14 protein-coding genes are annotated in these 14,519 nt (G+C 72.1%); 7 read left to right on the top strand and 7 right to left on the bottom strand.

Annotated features, from left to right (window positions below; all coding sequences use genetic code 11):
- Positions 1–76: 76 nt before the first annotated feature.
- Complete coding sequence (locus tag ACT2CW_RS08745; RefSeq protein ID WP_014056358.1) at positions 77–451, bottom strand: RNA polymerase-binding protein RbpA; 375 nt, start codon at positions 449–451, stop codon at positions 77–79.
- Between the two features lie 256 nt (positions 452–707).
- The gene (gene yczE / locus ACT2CW_RS08740) at positions 708–1,373 is read right to left on the bottom strand and encodes a membrane protein YczE (RefSeq protein WP_445516149.1); all 666 of its coding nucleotides are present in this window, start codon (positions 1,371–1,373) and stop codon (positions 708–710) included.
- A gap of 96 nt (positions 1,374–1,469) precedes the next feature.
- Here yczE and ACT2CW_RS08735 point away from each other — a divergent pair, with 96 nt between their 5' ends.
- On the top strand, positions 1,470–2,993 hold the full coding sequence (locus ACT2CW_RS08735) for an SCO1417 family MocR-like transcription factor (RefSeq protein WP_445516148.1): 1,524 nt from the start codon (positions 1,470–1,472) through the stop codon (positions 2,991–2,993).
- A 97-nt stretch (positions 2,994–3,090) separates the two neighbouring features.
- On the opposite strand, the gene ACT2CW_RS08730 is transcribed toward ACT2CW_RS08735, so the two are convergent.
- A complete protein-coding gene (locus ACT2CW_RS08730; protein ID WP_445516147.1) occupies positions 3,091–4,731 on the bottom strand; it encodes a hypothetical protein in 1,641 nt (546 codons plus the stop codon).
- Position 4,732: 1 nt separating this feature from the next.
- On the bottom strand, positions 4,733–4,927 hold the full coding sequence (locus tag ACT2CW_RS08725; protein ID WP_037965369.1) for a hypothetical protein: 195 nt from the start codon (positions 4,925–4,927) through the stop codon (positions 4,733–4,735).
- Between the two features lie 240 nt (positions 4,928–5,167).
- On the opposite strand from ACT2CW_RS08725, the gene ACT2CW_RS08720 reads away from it, so the two are divergent.
- The 4 genes from ACT2CW_RS08720 to ACT2CW_RS08705 all read left to right on the top strand — a co-directional run bounded on the left by ACT2CW_RS08720 (position 5,168) and on the right by ACT2CW_RS08705 (position 9,500).
- A complete protein-coding gene (locus tag ACT2CW_RS08720; protein WP_164425164.1) occupies positions 5,168–5,593 on the top strand; it encodes an ankyrin repeat domain-containing protein in 426 nt (141 codons plus the stop codon).
- 213 nt (positions 5,594–5,806) lie between these two features.
- A complete protein-coding gene (locus ACT2CW_RS08715) occupies positions 5,807–7,030 on the top strand; it encodes an ROK family transcriptional regulator (protein WP_445516146.1) in 1,224 nt (407 codons plus the stop codon).
- Between the two features lie 129 nt (positions 7,031–7,159).
- Positions 7,160–8,542 carry an ROK family protein gene (locus ACT2CW_RS08710; protein WP_445516145.1) on the top strand — a complete coding sequence of 461 codons (1,383 nt, stop codon included), beginning with the start codon at positions 7,160–7,162 and terminating at the stop codon, positions 8,540–8,542.
- 100 nt (positions 8,543–8,642) lie between these two features.
- Positions 8,643–9,500, top strand: a complete 858-nt coding sequence (locus ACT2CW_RS08705; protein WP_445516144.1) for a glycoside hydrolase family 16 protein — start codon at positions 8,643–8,645, stop codon at positions 9,498–9,500.
- A 50-nt stretch (positions 9,501–9,550) separates the two neighbouring features.
- Here ACT2CW_RS08705 and ACT2CW_RS08700 read toward each other — a convergent pair whose 3' ends face one another.
- Complete coding sequence (locus tag ACT2CW_RS08700; RefSeq protein ID WP_445516143.1) at positions 9,551–9,694, bottom strand: hypothetical protein; 144 nt, start codon at positions 9,692–9,694, stop codon at positions 9,551–9,553.
- A 186-nt stretch (positions 9,695–9,880) separates the two neighbouring features.
- Here ACT2CW_RS08700 and ACT2CW_RS08695 point away from each other — a divergent pair, with 186 nt between their 5' ends.
- Together ACT2CW_RS08695 and ACT2CW_RS08690 are read left to right on the top strand one after the other, a co-directional pair.
- Positions 9,881–11,308: an MFS transporter gene (locus tag ACT2CW_RS08695; RefSeq protein WP_445516142.1), complete on the top strand. Its 1,428-nt coding sequence runs from the start codon at positions 9,881–9,883 to the stop codon at positions 11,306–11,308.
- Entirely contained in the window at positions 11,305–12,495 is a 1,191-nt protein-coding gene (locus tag ACT2CW_RS08690) for an FAD-dependent monooxygenase (RefSeq protein WP_445516141.1), read from the top strand. Before ACT2CW_RS08695 ends, ACT2CW_RS08690 begins: the two co-directional genes overlap by 4 nt.
- Positions 12,496–12,500: 5 nt before the next feature.
- On the opposite strand, the gene ACT2CW_RS08685 is transcribed toward ACT2CW_RS08690, so the two are convergent.
- Positions 12,501–13,193, bottom strand: a complete 693-nt coding sequence (locus tag ACT2CW_RS08685; RefSeq protein ID WP_445516140.1) for a response regulator — start codon at positions 13,191–13,193, stop codon at positions 12,501–12,503.
- On the bottom strand, positions 13,190–14,515 hold the full coding sequence (locus ACT2CW_RS08680) for a sensor histidine kinase (protein WP_445516139.1): 1,326 nt from the start codon (positions 14,513–14,515) through the stop codon (positions 13,190–13,192). The genes ACT2CW_RS08685 and ACT2CW_RS08680 overlap by 4 nt, the downstream gene beginning before the upstream one ends.
- Positions 14,516–14,519 lie beyond the last annotated feature (4 nt).

Raw genomic sequence — 14,519 nt, 5'->3', positions numbered from 1 at the left:
ACAAGTGCGGGGGCCACTGCTAAGCAGTGGCCCCGGCCCTCGTACTTCAGTTGTTACCGCAGTGCTGCCGCTCGGTTCAGGCAGACTTACGGGTGTCCCGCGGATGCACGGCGATGTTCATGGCACCGGAGCGCAGAACCGCCAGCCGCTCGGCCAGCACCTCCTCCAGCTCCTCGCGGGTGCGCCGCTCCATGAGCATGTCCCAGTGCGTGCGCGCGGGCTTGCCCTTCTTCTCCTCTGGACCGTCGCCGTCGACAAGGAGTGCCATGGCGCCGCACGCCTTGCACTCCCACTCCGGCGGGATCTCCGCCTCTACCGAGAACGGCATCTCGAATCGATGGCCGTTCTGGCATGCGTACTCCACCGCCTGGCGCGGGGCCAGATCGATGCCGCGGTCGGTCTCGTAGCTGGTCACCACGAGTCGCGTGCCGCGAAGAGCTCGCTCACTCATGAATCGTGCCTCCCGGGCTTGTCGCCCACAGGACAGGTGTCGCTGTCGTCGTCATCCGGTCAACGTCCGGTCGGCGGTGAAGATTCCCGTATTGGGACATGCGTCGCCCGTCGTGCCGCCCCGTTGTTCTACCCACAGGCGCCCGGTTTGTCACATCTGGCAGCAGATGTCACCCAGCGTTTCTGGTACTTTAGCGCGCAGTAACGGTCCGCCTGGTAGGCCAAGGGCGTACACTACCGCCCCGACGGCCCCAGGCCTAAATCAGGTCCCGGACCTGGGTCTCGGCGCCGCCGCGCGCCACGATCCCGGAGCCCGTCCCGCCGGGTGCGGGGATCGCGAAGACCCGCAGGAAGAACTGCGACAGCGGCCCGATGGTCAGCGCGAACAGCACCGTTCCCGCCCCCACCGAGCCGCCCAGCGCGAAGCCGGTGGTCAGCACCGCGAGCTCGATCCCGGTCCGCACCAGCCGGATCGACCAACCGGTGCGCCGGTGCAGCCCCGTCATCAGCCCGTCCCGCGGTCCCGCCCCGAACCGCGCCGAGATGTAGAGCCCGGTGGCCGCGCCGCACAGCACGATCGCGAAGAGCAGCAGCGGAATCCGCACCGCCAGCGCCTCCGGCTGCGGTATCAGCCACAGTGTGCCGTCCATCACAGGCCCGATCACCAGCACGTTCGACACCGTGCCAAGACCCGGCCGCTGGCGCAGCGGGATCCACAGCAGCAGCGCGGCGACGCCGACGACGACCGTCACCGTGCCGATCGACAGCGAGGTGTGCTCGGAGACGCCCTGGTGGAAGGCGTCCCACGGGTCGAGACCGACCATGGCGCGCAACTGGAGCCCCATGGACACCCCGTAGAGCACCAGCCCCACGTAGAGCTGGGCAAGACGGCGTGGAAGGTGGCGGCGTGGAAGGTCGGACAACGCGTGCTCCTGGTGTGAGTGGCCTGCGGCATGTCACTCTGTGGCCCGGAACCAGTCCAGTTCCACGGCCAATCTCCGAAAGGTGGACCGCATTCGATGAGTCCATGGACGTCCGCTGTCGGGGCACCCCAACTGGCCCGGCTGCTCGGGTCACAGCACACCCGCGACGGCGTGGCCGCCGGGGCCGCGGCCGCACTGACCGGGGGCCGCCGCGTCCCCGCCTACCGCTCCCTCGCCGACGGCGTACGGCTGCTCATCCTGGAGGGCCGGGTTCCGGTCGCGGCCCGCCTCCCCGCCGAGCGCGAGCTCGCCGCGGCGCTCGCGGTCAGCCGCACCACCGTCGCCGCCGCCTACGAGGCGCTGCGCGGCGAGGGGTTCCTGGAGTCCCGGCGCGGCGCCGGGAGCTGGACCGCCATGCCCGCCGGGAGTCCGCTGCCCACCCGGGGGCTCGATCCGCTCCCGCCCGAGGCCGCGGCCTCGGTGATCGACCTCGGCTGTGCCGCGCTGCCCGCCCCCGAACCCTGGCTCACCCGCGCCATGCGCGGCGCCCTGGACGAACTGCCGCCCTACGCCCACACCCACGGCGACTACCCCGCCGGGCTGCCCGCCCTGCGCCAGGCGCTCGCCGACCGCTACACCGCCCGCGGCATACCGACCATGCCCGAGCAGATCATGGTCACCACCGGCGCCATGGGAGCCGTCGCCGCCGCCTGCCGGCTGATGGTCCGCCCCGGGGAGCGGGTCGCCGTCGAATCGCCCAGCTACGCCAACATCCTCCAGCTGATGCGCGAGGCGGGCGCCCGGCTCGTCCCCGTCGCCATGGCCGACCACCTCGCGGGCTGGGACATCCCCTCCTGGCGCCAGGTGCTCAGCGCCGCCGCGCCCCGGCTGGCCTACGTCATCGCCGACTTCCACAACCCCACCGGCGCCCTCGCCACCGAGGACCAGCGCCGCCAACTCGTCGACGCCGCCCGTTCCGCCGGAACCGTCCTGATCGCCGACGAGACCATGGCCGAGCTGCGGCTGGACGACGAGGTGGAGCCGGCCCGGCCGGTCTGCGCCTTCGACCCGGCGGGCAGCACCGTGATCACCGTCGGCTCGGCGAGCAAGACCTTCTGGGCGGGGCTGCGGATCGGCTGGGTGCGCGCCGCGCCCGATGTCATCCGCAGCCTGGTCGCCGCCCGCGCCTACGCGGACCTGGGCACCCCCGTCATCGAACAGCTCGCCGTCGCCTGGCTGCTGAACGCCGGCGGCTGGGAGGAGGCCATCGGGATCCGCCGGGAGCTCGCGCGCGGCAACCGCGACGCCCTCGTCGACGCCCTGCGGCGCCATCTGCCCGACTGGGAGTTCACCGTGCCGCACGGCGGGCTCACCCTCTGGGCCCGTACCGGCGGCCTCTCCGGGTCGCGCATCGCCGAGGCGGGCGCCCGGCTGGGGGTCCGGGTGCCGTCGGGTCCGCGCTTCGGGGTGGACGGCGCGTTCGAGGGGTACGTACGGCTGCCGTTCACGGTCGGGGGAGCGGTCGCCGACAAGGCCGCCACCCGGCTGGCCGCGGCCGCCGACCTGGTGGCCACGGGCGCCACGATCGAGGCGGAGGCGCCGCGGACGTATGTGGCCTGAGCCGCCGTAAGGCGACGCGGCGCCGGCCGGCTGCGCGACCAGCCACGACGGCGCCGCGGACGATCGACGACAGGTCAGGGCACTTCCGGCGGAGCGCTCAGCCCCCGACGGGTGCCGGGGCCTGGGGCGCCGCCGGGTCCGGGGCCGGGAGCAGCCGGAGCACCGCCTGCCGCTCGGCCTCACTGGCCGCCTCGTCGCACGGATCGGGTGTGGCCGGCACCTGGAGGCGGTGCACCGGGCCCGCGCCGAGGCGGGCATAGCCGCGGCCCGGAGGCACCTCGGGCGTCGGCGTGGTGTGCGGCGGCGCCCCGAGGACGGCCGTGACCTGCTCGGACGAGACCGGGCCCAGTACCACCCGGGCCCGGGTGTGGCTCCGTACGGCCTCGCTCAGCGCCTCCGCCGCGTCCAGCTGATCGGCCACCACCACCCGTACGTTCGCCGCCCGTCCGTGCCGCAGCGGCACGGCCAGCAGCTCCTGCGGATCGGTACGGCCGTCCGCCGCCGCGAGATGGCTCATCACCGACGGCCGGTCCAGCAGGATCCACAGCGGGCGCTGGATGTCCTCCGGCGGCGCGTGCCCCAGCTGGCGGGCGCGGTTGGCGGCGATCAGCCGGCGTTCGGTCTCATGGCCCGCCCACTCCAGCGTGGCCAGCGTCCCGGCCGGCCCGCACTCCACCGCCAGCACCCCCGTACGTCCGCTCAGACACGCGTACTCGCCGGTGCCGCCGCCGTCCACCACCAGCACCTCGCCATGGGGCAGCGCCTGTAGCGCGATGGAGCGCAGCAGGGTCGTGGTGCCGCTTCCTGGCTGGCCGAGCGCGAGCAGATGCGGTTCGGTCGAACGGGGGCCGGTGCGCCAGACCACCGGCGGTACGTCATGGGTCTCCGGCCCGTCCGCCGCCTTCTTGAGCCCGACATCCCTCGTGCCCTCCGCGCCCTCCTCGTCTTCCTCGTCCTCCCCGCAGGTCTCCGGCGCCGCCAGCACCGGCAGCGTCCGCTGCACCGACGAGGGGTCGGTGAAGCCCAGCACCGTCTCACCGGGCGCGGTGACGAAGCGCTGGGCGTGGATCGCGGTGGACAGGGCGGGCAGCACGGTCAGGGTGAGGCTGTTGGCCTCCTCGTCCCACTCGAACAGATATTCACGGCCGCGCCCCGACTTCGCGTACAGCAGTTGCTCGATCCGGGTGCGGGCCGCGGGCTCGCCGTCGGTGAAGTACGCGGGGTAGTGGAGGCGCAGCCGGGTGAGCCGTCCGCTCTCGTCGAAGGCGAAGGAGTCGAACGCCTCGGACCAGTCGCCGCCGTGGCTGTAGAGCGGGCTGGGGTCCTCGGCGGCGGAGAAGTACGGCACCAGCGCCTCGTAGAGCGTGCGCAGCCGCTCGGTCCCGTCGGCGGGCGTCTCGGAGGCGGCGCCGGCGCGCCCCCGCCCGGCCCAGCCCGCCGCGCCGATCAGGCTGATCGCCGCCGCCAGGGGCCCGTACGGCAGCAAGTAGAGGACGAAGCCGCAGGCGACCACGAGGGTGCACACCGGTCCGCGCCGGTCGCCCGGCAGCTCCGTCCACTTGCGCCGCCCGGCGGCGGCGAGCACGCGCAACCCGCGCGAGAGCGCGACCAGCGGCTGGAGCACATCGGCGACGCCGTCGGCCGTGCTGCGGGCGAACGCCCGGCCGCGGCCGAGCGGGACGAGCGGGGTGCCCCCGGCGCTGCCGAGACGGAGGCGGGGGAGCGGTCTCCGGCCCACGTCAGATCTTGATCCCACCCAAGAGGCCGGCGAGGCTCGCGCCGCCCGCCTTGATGCTCGGGGCGATCGCGGTGGACGCGAGATAGAAGCCGAAGAGCGCACAGATGACCGCGTGCGACCCCTTCAGGCCGTCCTTGCGGAAGAAGATGAAGACGATGATGCCGAGCAGCACGACGCCGGAAATGGACAGGATCATCACGGTCTCCTGGCTGATGGGGGACGGTCAGTCACCATGAGTGGTTTCAGGATCACAGCATGCATCCGCCGAGCGAAAGGTGCAATTGGGTGGATTATCGGTGTAATCATCACCATGGAGGCGTGGCGCTACGGTCCGACCGCCTGTCGGGCGGGGGTGCCCGCCTGCCCGGATGGGTCGGCCGCCGTCCTTAGGGTGGGTGATCACATACCCAGGTAGCGAAGCCGGAGGCGACAGGCCATGACCGAATCGAACCCCGAGAGCGAGCCCGCCCACGACCCGGAGGTGCTCCAGCTGGCGGCCAAGGTCTTCGACCTGGCCCGGCAGGGTGACACCGATACGCTCGCCGCCTATGTGGACGCGGGCGTCCCGGCCAACCTCACCAACGACAAGGGCGATTCCCTGCTCATGCTCGCGGCCTACTACGGCCATCCCGCGACGGTGTCGGCCCTGCTGGAGCGCGGCGCCGACCCCAATCGGGTGAACGAACGGGGTCAGACCCCCATCGCGGGCGCCGCGTTCAAGGGTGAGGCGGAGGTGCTGCGGGTGCTGCTGGCCAAGGGCGCCGACCCGCGCGCCGGATCCCCCTCGGCCGTCGAGACGGCGCGGATGTTCGGGCGGGAGGATCTGCTGGCGCTGTTCGAGGCCCCCGGTTCGGAGGGGTGAACCGTACGGCGGCCACAACGCGGCGCCGCTCGGCCGCCGTTGACCGGATGAGGGGCGGCACCCCGTCAACCCACCCCTTGACCGTGTCAACCCACCCTTGACCGTTCAAAAAGTGAAGCGCGTGACTTCATTCAGACCGTGAGTTAAGCGATGAAAGCAGTCGGCGTCAAGAGCGGCCGCGTCCGGTAGGTTCGGGCAGGGGGAAGGAGCCCGATGGGTCAGATGAACCGACGGACCGTCCGCGACCTGCGGCGCGGCAACCGTTCGACGCTGCTGCGCCAGCTGTACTTCCGGGGTCCGGTGAGCCGTCAGGAACTGGGGACGCTCACCGGGCTCAGCTCCGGTTCGGTCAGCAATGTCGTCGGCGAGCTGCTCGCCGACGAACTGGTGGAGGAGGCCGGGTCCGTCGAGTCCGACGGCGGCCGCCCCCGCACCCTGCTGCGGGTCACGCCGGGCGGTGGCCATCTCATCGGGGTCGACGTCGGCGAGACCCATGTCCGCGTGGAGCTGTTCGACCTCGCGCTGACCGAACTGGCCCGCTGGGAGCATCCGCTGACGCCCGGAGGGCTGGAGCGGGATCCGGAGCCGGTCGTCGGCCACATCCTGACCGGCCTGAACGCGGTCGTCGACAAGAGCGGCGCCTCGCCGGAGGCCGTCATCGGCGTCGGGGTCGGCGTCCCCGGCGTCGTCGAACAGGGGGACGAGATCCTCGTCCACGGCCCGACCGCCGGGCGGGACGCGGTGCCGCTGGAGCGGCTGCTGCGCACCGGCACCGAGCTGCCGCTGTTCATCGACAACGGCGCCACCGCGCAGGGGCAGGCCGAGATGTGGTTCGGGGCGGGGCGCGGCGCGGACAACGCGGTGATCGCGCTGATCGGCTCCGGCGTCGGTGCGGCCATCGTGACCGCCGGGGTGCCGTACCGGGGCGCGACCAGCAGCGCGGGGGAGTGGGGGCACACGGTCGTCCAGGTCGGCGGGCGCGCGTGCCGATGCGGTGCGGTCGGCTGTCTGGAGGCGTACGTCGGGGCGCAGGCGGTGCTCGACCGCTACGGACACGGGGCGCGCGGAGCCGGTGTGGGTGGCGCGGACGGTGTCGGTGAGGACCAGCAGGCCGCGTTCGCCGCGATCGTGGGGGCCGCCGGGAGCGAGGCGCGGGCGCGCGAGGTGCTGGAGGAGACCGCCGCCTACCTCGGCGCGGGCATCGCCGATCTGATCAACCTCTTCAACCCCGAGCGGATCATCCTCGGCGGCTGGGCCGGGCTGCTCCTCGGCGGCCGCGTCCTCCCCAGGATCCGGGCCGCCACCGCCTCCTACGCACTGCGCAGGCCGTACGCCCAGACCGAGATCGGGCTGGCCGAACTGGGGCCCGATGCGGTGGCGTTGGGTGCGGCCACGCTGCCGCTGGCGCACTTCCTCGCCACCGGTGGAGCGCGCTGAGGGTTCGACTTCTGTCGGTTCAGGGCGAGTTGGGTCGGACCCCGCCTCAAATTCTTTGATGCAAGAAGGTCCAGACCTATTGACATGCATCGAACAGGGCTGGACATTGTGTCTCCCCGGAGGTGACCGATGACGGCCAAGGCGCGGACAGCCCAGCCCTCGCTGCGCACCACCGTGCGCGATCCGCGGCACGGCGGCCGCTCCTCGCTGCTGTGGACGCTGTATCTGCACGCTCCGCTCAGCCGCCAGGAGCTCGTCCGCCGTACAGGGCTCGGCGCCACCACCGTGAGCGCGGTCATCGGCGAACTGATCGCCGAAGGCGTCGTCACGGAAGAGGCGGAATCGCGGCGGCTGCGGCCGGTCGCCGGGCACCGTTACGTCATCGGCGTCGAGGTCGCCGATGCCCGGGTCCGGGTCGGGCTGTTCGACCTCGCCCTCACCCAACGGGCCGGAGCCGTCCACCCGTTACCCTCCGGTCCCTCCCCCGAGCACGGCGCCGAGACCGCCGTCCGCCACATCCTGACCTTCCTGGACGGCGTCATCGAGGAAGCCGGAATCCCCCACGGGCACATCCTCGGCGTCGGCATCGGCGTTTCGGCCACCGGCTGGGACGGCGTCCCCCTGGAGCGGATGCTGCGCACCGGCACCGCGCTGCCCCTGCACATCGACAACGGCGCGGAGGCCCTGGGCCGGGCCGAGATGTGGTTCGGCGCGGGCCGCGGCGTCCAGCACGGCGTCGTCGCGCTCATCGGCTCCGGCGTCTCCGCGAGCGTCATCACCCACGGCTCCCTCTACCGGGGCGCCACCGACAGCGCGGGCGAGTGGGGCCACACCACCGTCCAGGCCGGGGGCCGCCGCTGCCGGTGCGGCGCGCGCGGCTGCCTGGAGGCGTACGTCGGGGCCGAGGCGGTCCTGGAGCGCTACCGCCAGGCCCGGCGCGGCCGTGTCACCCCCGGCGCCGACGACGAGTCCGCGTTCGCCGCGCTGCTCGCGGCCGCCGACACCTCGTCCGCCGCGCAGCGCGTCCTGGAGGAGGCGGCGGTGTACTTGGGCGCCGGAATCGCCAATCTCGTCAATCTCTTCAACCCCGAGCGGATCATCCTCGGCGGCTGGGCCGGGCTGATGTTCGGCGCCCGTATGCTGCCGCGGATCCGCGAGACGGTGGCCGCGCAAGCGCTGCGCAGACCCTACGCGCAGACCGACATCGGGGTGTGCGGGCTCGGCCCCCACGCCGTGGCGCTCGGCGCCGCCGCCCTGCCCGTCCGCCACTTCCTGACGGAGGGCGCGCAACGGCCCGCCCGTCGCCCGGCCACCACCCCTCAAGGAGCGCTGACGCGCCCTCCTCCCATCTGTCGCCCGGCCACCACCCCTCAAGGAGCGCTGACGCGCCCTCCTCCCATCTGTCGCCCGGCCACCACCCTTCAAGGAGCGCCGACGCGCCCCCCTCCGGCGCGTCGACCTCCCGGAGCGCTGACGCGCGTGGCCCCCACCACGCGTACGCCCGTGCCGTAGCGCCCACGGATCCCGGCCCCCAATCGCCGGACACACACCTTCCCCCACCGGACCGGCACCCACCGGTCCCATCCCCCACACAGGAAGGCACCACCGTTCCATGAGAAGTACGCTGCGCAACACCGTGATCGGTCTGCTCTCCGCGACCGCGCTCGCCGCCACTCCCTGGCTCACCGCACCGGCCACGGCCACCACGGACACCCCCCACACCAAGGCCGCCGCCGAGTTCACCGACAACTTCGACGGCCCGGCGGGCAGCGCGGTCGACGGCTCCAAGTGGGGCCTGGAGACCGGTGACAACGTCAACAACCACGAGCGGCAGTACTACACCGACGGCAACAAGAACGCGGCGCTGGACGGCAACGGCAACCTCGTCATCACCGCCCGCAAGGAGAACCCGGCCAACTACAACTGCTGGTACGGCCGGTGTGAGTACACCTCCGCCCGCCTCAACACCTCCCAGAAGTTCACCACGGCCTCCGGCCATGTCGAGGCCCGGATGAAGCTGCCGCAGGGCCAGGGCATGTGGCCCGCCTTCTGGATGCTCGGCAACGACATCGGCAGCGCGGGCTGGCCCAACTGCGGCGAGATAGACATCATGGAGAACGTGGGCTTCGAGCCCAGCACCGTCCACGGCACCATCCACGGCCCCGGCTACTCCGGCTCGGGCGGCATCGGCGCCGGCTACACCCTGCCCAATGGCGGCAAGTTCTCGGACGGCTTCCACACCTTCGCCATCGACTGGTCGCCGAACAAGATCACCTGGTCCGTCGACGGCAACGTCTACCAGACCCGCACGCCCTCGGACCTCAACGGCAACCGCTGGGTCTTCGACCACCCCTTCTACATCATCCTCAACCTGGCCGTCGGCGGTGACTGGCCCGGCGACCCGGACGGCAACACCTCCTTCCCGCAGCAGCTTGTCGTCGACTACGTCAAGGTGACGGGCGGCAGCTGACGCCCACGGCCGATGTGGAAGCCCACTGAGCGGTGGGCTCGCCGGTGTCATCAGCAGGGGCGGACCGCCTCCGAGACCGCCGCGACGAGGGCTTCCACATCGGCACCCCACAACGCCTCGATCCAGCGCCGTGACACGATCCGGCGCCCGGCCCGCGGAGCCGCGGCCCGGGGCGGCCTGTAGTGCGCAGGCACCAGGACACCTGGGTCGCTGGTCCGGCCGCACCAGGGGAAGACGGCGGCGGGGGACGATGCCCGGCGGGGGCGCCGGAGGGAATCGTTGGAGGCGCGTGAATCGCGCGCATCGCGCACACATCAAGCAGGTTCACGCGGCTGCTCGCGACCAACGATGAACTCGCATCCAACGATGAAAGGGACGCTATGTCCCAAGCTGTGGTTTCCCCGTCCCCGTCTCCATCCCCGCCCCCGTCCCCGGTCCGCATCGGGAGGCTGTCGATCGGTGCCCTCGGCATCTTGGCCCTCGCCCTCGGCACCCTCCAGACAGTGGTGGATCCCGCGCTCCCACTGCTCCAACGTGAGCTGGGAGTCAGCTCCGGTGAAGGGGCACTGGTCTCCAACGCGGTGCTCATCACCGGCGCCGCCATCGCACCCGTCGCAGGCAAACTCGGCGACCGCTACGGCGGAAAGCGGGTGCTGGTCCGGCTGATGGCGGTGGTGTCGGCCGGTGGTCTGCTGGCCGGTCTGGCGCCGAATCTGCCGGTGTTGTTGCTCGGTCAGGTATTGCAGGGCGCCATGGTGGGTGCGCTGCCGCTTTCCTTCATCCTGGTGCGCAAACACCTCCCGGCAGGGGAGTCGCAGCTGGGGATGGGTCTGGTCATGGCGCTGTTCACGGGCGGCGGCATGGTGGGAACGCTGACCGCCGGGCCGATCGCCGAAGGACTCTCCTGGCATTGGATGTTCGCGCTGCCGACGATCGTGATCATCGCAATGACATTGGTCGTGGCCCGGCTGATGCCGCATGATCCGCCGATCGAATCGAAGTACAGGTTCGACTGGCCGGGCGTGGTTCTGCTGAGCGGTACGTTGCTCGCGTTCATGCTCGGGCTCGTGCGGGTGACCGGCGACGACGGCCTGCCGCCACTCGCGGTCGGCGCCCTCGCGGTGGCCGTGGCGGCCCTCGCGACCGGATGGGTCGTCGTCGAGCGCCGGGCCGCCTCGCCGATGGTCGATCTCCGCATGCTGGCGAAGCCCGCGATGTGGCACGCGTGCATGCTCACCATCGTCATCACCACCAGTTTCGGGATGGTGAGCTTTCTGCTCCCGCAGCTGTTCGGGGTACCGGGCGACGGGTACGGCTTCGGGGCCGACACCACCGACATCGGACTGTTCCTGCTCCCCGGCGCCATCGCCGGGGCGGTGAGCGACTCGGTCGGCGGGATCACGGCGCGGCGTTTCGGGCTGCGTGCCGTGGTCGTCGTGGGCGCCGTCGTCACGGCGGCCACGATGGTCGCCCTGGTGTCGCTGCACACCGCGGAATGGCAGCTCGTCCTCGCGAAGGCGTTGGCCGCGATGGCCGCGGGCGCCGGTACCACGGCGTTGCTCACCAGCGCCGCCGGCGCCGTCGAGACCAAGGACACCGGCATCGCCACCAGCGTGCTGGTGGTGACACGCGTGATCGGCATCGCCCTGGGCGCCCAGATCGCCGCCGCGATCCTCGACGCCGGGGCCGACCCGAAGACGGGCCTGCCCGCCGAATCGGCCTTCGTCACAGGGTTCGCCGTCGCCGGCGTCGTTGCCGCACTGTCCCTGCTCGCCGTCCGTATCACGAAGAAGGAAGCTCAGGCATGACATCCACCGGCGAAGTTCTGATCTCCGGGGCCAGTATCTCCGGACCGGCGCTGGCGTACTGGCTGCACCGGTCCGGATTCGCGGTCACGGTGGTGGAGAAGGCAGGCGCGCTGCGCGACGGTGGTTACCCGATCGACATCCGCGGTACCGCGACAGAGGTGGTCCGGCGGATGGGGATACTGCCACGGCTGCGGGACGCCCACGTCGACTCGCGTCGCTGCACCTTCCTCGACGCCGATGGCGGTGAAGTGGCCACGCTCAGCCCGTCGGCCGTCGCCGGCGGTGTCGAGGGACAGGACCTCGAGGTGCGTCGTGGCGATCTGGCCACGGCCCTGTACGGAATAGTCCGCGACGACGTGGAGTTCCTGTTCGACGACTCCATCGACACCCTCGACCAGTCCGGACCCGGGGTCGACGTCACGTTCCACAGCGGGCGACGGCGCACGTTCGACCTGGTGGTCGGCGCCGACGGTATGCACTCACACACCCGGGAGTCCGTGTTCGGCCCCGAAGAGCGGTTCCACCGCTACCTCGGCTACTCCTTCGCCATCTTCACCATGCCGAACACCTTCGAGCTCTCCCGTGAGGTCATGATGTGGAACACCCCGGGGCGAGCCGCGGCTCTGTACGCCGTCGGGGACAGCGACGAGCTGCACGCCTTCCTGACCTTCCACCAGCCGGAACCGCCGATCGACACCCTCCGGAACCCCGAGGCCCAGCGGGACCTGGTCGCCACGGTCTTCGCGGACGCGGGATGGGAGGTCCCCGCCATGGTCAGGGCCATGCGCGACGCGGATGACCTGTTCTTCGACACGGCCGGCCAGATCCGCATGCCCCACTGGTCCAGCGGCCGCGTGGCGCTCGTCGGCGACGCCGCGTACGCACCCTCGTTCCTCACCGGACAGGGCTCGAGCCTCGCGCTGGTCGGTGCCTATACGCTCGCCAACGCCCTGGCCACCAACCGGGACCACACCGCGGCCTTCGCCGCCTACGAACGCGACGCCGGTGAGTTCGTCGCCATGAATCAGGCACTGGTCGACAACGGCGGGGCCAGGCTCTTCCCCACCACGGCGCGGGCCCTGGAGCAACGCAACACCATGCTGCGCGGCCTCGTCACCATGCCCTCCGCGACGCCACGACCGGCCCACTCGGCCCTCACGCTGCCCGAGTTCGCCCCGATGCCGTGACGCGACTACGACAGACGGTCCGCGCCGCCCTCGGGGACGGCGCGGACCAGGCCCGTCTGGTAGGCGATGACGACGAGTTGTGCCCGGTCCCGGGCCTCCAGCTTCGTCATGGCGCGCTGCACATGGGCGCGGACGGTGAAGGGGCTGAGGAACATCCGCTCGGCGATCTCCTGGTTGGACAGGCCGGTCGCGACCAGGGCCACCATCTCGCGTTCACGCGGGGTGAGCACGGCGAGCTGTTCGGGGCGGTGCCGCGGGGTGTGGTCCGGCGTGGCCAGGAAACGGGCGACCAGGGAGCGGGTGGCGGCGGGGGACAGAAGAGTGTCGCCGTCGGCGATCGTACGCACGGCGTCCAGCAGGTCCTCGGCCCCGATGCCCTTGCCGATGAAGCCTCCGGCCCCCGCGCGCAGCGCCTGGGCGACGTACTCGTCGGTCTCGTACGTGGTGAGGATCAGGATGCGGCTGGCCCGCAGCTCCGGGTCCGCGCAGATCTCCGACGTGGCGGTGAGGCCGTCCACCTCGGGCATCCGGATGTCCATGATCACCACGTCCGGGCGCAGCTCCCGGGTCAGTCTCACCGCCTCCCTGCCGTCGGCGGCCTCGCCGACCACGGTGATGTCGTCGGCACTGTCGAGAAGCAACCGGAAGGCACCGCGCAGCAGGGCCTGATCGTCGGCGAGCAGCACCCGCAGCGTCATGGCGCGTCCCCGGCCTCTCCGCCGCCGGTCCGACCGTCGTCTGCCGCCCCGTCAGCCGTCCGGTCATCGAGGGGCGTTGCTGCGTCGGTCCGCCGCGTCGTGTCCTTGGCGGGCGGGAGGGGCAGCTGGGTGGAGACGAGGAAGCCGCCCTCCGGGCGCCTGCCCGCGGAGAGGTGTCCCCCGACCGCGGTGGCACGTTCACGCATCCCGACCAGACCGTAACCGGGCGGACGGTCCGGCCCCGTGGCCGTACGCGGTCCCGTGGCCGCGGTCGGCGCCGTACGGGCACCCCCTCCGTCGTCGGCGACGGTGATGGTCACCCGATCGCGGTTCCAGACGAGGCGCACCCGGGCGCTACCGGTACCGGCGTGCTTGGTCACGTTGGTCAGGGCCTCCTGGACGATGCGGTAGGCGGTGAGGTCCACCCCCGGCGGCAGCGGCCTGGCCGTGCCCTCCTGGTGCACCGAAACCTCCAGACCCGCGCGGCGGAAGGATTCGAGGAGCGTGGGAAGCCGGGACAGCCCGGGTGCCGGTTCGTCGGGCGCGGCCGCGTCCCCGGACTGACGCAGCAGACCGACCGTGGCCCGCAGTTCGTCGAGCGCGTCGCCGGTGGTCTCGACGAGCTCCTTCAGGCTCTTGCGGGTCTGCTCCGGGCGGGTGTCGAAGAGGTGGGCGGCGACCGAGGCCTGCGCGTTGGCCAGGGTGATCTGATGGGCCACGAGGTCGTGCAGCTCCCGGGCGATGCGCACCCGTTCCTCGGCCACTCTCCGGCGCGCCTCGCTCTCCCGGGTCTTCTCGGCCCGCCGGGCCCGCTCCTCCACGGCCGCCAGGTAGGCCCGCCGGTTCTGCGCCGAGTGCCCGAGTACGCCGGCCACCAGCGGGAACGCCGCCACCGCCCCCACCCTGCTCGCGTCCTTCCACGAGAGGGCCCCGAACAAGGGGGTGGAGGCGACCAGAAGCGCCACGGAGGTGAGCGACACCGCGCTCACCGCGTGCCGTTCGGTGCGCGCGGTGAGCGAGTAGGCGGTGATCACGGCGGGGGCCACGATGAGCGGGCTCAACAGGACGCCCAGGAACGGCACCAGCACCCCGGCCGCGGTCGTGGCCGCCATGGCGGCCAGGGGTGCCCGGTGCCGCACCGGCAGCACGGCACAGGACACCACGGCGATGAAGTAGGCGGCGGCGGGCGGCCATGACAGGGTACGGCCGTCCTCCTGCACCACGCCGCCGAGCAGACAGAGCGCGAACGCCGTCGCGGTGAGCGCGCCCTCCCGCCACCAGGTGCCCCGCGGCCGCGGGCCACCGCCACCCGAGTTCGTCATGGCC

This window comes from Streptomyces sp. NEAU-174 (genome assembly GCF_052665095.1).
The sequence above is the reverse complement of the archived record's forward strand: the minus strand, read 5'-3'. Positions and strand labels throughout refer to the sequence as shown.